Origin of the sequence: Desulfogranum japonicum DSM 18378 (assembly GCF_000429945.1) — a bacterium.
Classification (GTDB): Bacteria; Desulfobacterota; Desulfobulbia; order Desulfobulbales; family Desulfobulbaceae; genus Desulfogranum; species Desulfogranum japonicum.
This window is the reverse complement of record NZ_KE387003.1, coordinates 1-1,165: the sequence shown is the minus strand read 5'-3', so window position 1 is coordinate 1,165 and position 1,165 is coordinate 1. Positions and strand designations below refer to the sequence as shown.

Genomic DNA, 1,165 nt, shown 5'->3' with positions numbered 1-1,165 from the left:
CCTGCAACAAGCTCACATTTAGGTCCGCGCATCATACACAAAGCAAATTCTTTATACCCTGGATCCCCAGAATAACAGCCATTTTTCCCACGAGTTTCACATTCTATGTTACAGTACTTAGGCACAGGAAACCACTCGCAGTCTTTATGTTTGGCAACAATTGCTTCGTACCGTTTGCGGATCCCTTCCAGCCAAGGATCTAAAGTTGCCGCAGCGGGCTTATTCCCAGCATTCGCGCCACCGACTTGACCAGCAGCAATGGGAACCATTTGTAAAACCAGAGTGTCAATCGAGCCCTGAGTTAACACAGCCGCCTCACCTAAAACCTGCTCCGGGACATTCACCTGCTTGGTCAGGGTATTGCACTCAATTTTCAAGGCTGAATACCGGGCAGTAATGGCGTTTTTGAGAACCTGACAACGCTGCTCAGCAAGATCACCCATATTTTCACTTGGGTCAGCTAAAACAACAAGTGTAAGCTGTATCTGCAACATACCAACACCCTTGGCCTGACCAACCTTGCCAATAATGGCATGTACCTTTTCCTGGTGGGCAACAGCACTACTTCCTGGCTCAAAAATATCACCGCTCTTCCCCTGATACACAACGGTGGCAAGAGCAGCGTCTACTTGTACAAGCAAGACTACAGCCAGCAATATGCAATAGAATCTCTTCATACTTTCATCATTTCCTAAAAACGCGCCAAAAACCATTTAACCATACAAATACATACGTATTATCAACGCATTAGACCATGAGCGCAACACAAAAAACAGCCATCCCCGATTTCCCCTTGTGTCCCAACGAAAAAGAATTTTCCTGCCATTGTCACGGTGAGCAAAACGAGAGGCGAGATGGAGAAAGACAGGCTAATCGAAATATCAGTGTTGTTAACCCCGCGATCAGGTAGTACGGACAACTCCTTTTGCAGGACTTCAACTTGCTGGAACAACAGCCTGTGCGGCATACGTGCGCATGACGCACCCTACTGGCCGCAGCCTTTTCCAAGCCTTTGGGTAGCTCCTTTCCCGTTTTTTTCAGACGCCTGTTATTTGACCGCAGTACTGGCCTTGCGGTTCAGCTTCAATGCAATTTCTGCAAGACTGCAATAGAGCACAGGAACCACGAAAATAGTCAGCAGGGCAAGGGTCATCCCCCCAAAAGT

At 47.6% G+C, this 1,165-nt stretch carries 1 protein-coding gene; it reads right to left on the bottom strand.

Annotation, left to right across the window (positions count from 1 at the left end):
* The coding region (locus G493_RS33805; protein WP_035276136.1) for a hypothetical protein at positions 1–677 on the bottom strand (677 nt) is incomplete at its 3' end.
* Positions 678–1,165: the final 488 nt, after the last annotated feature.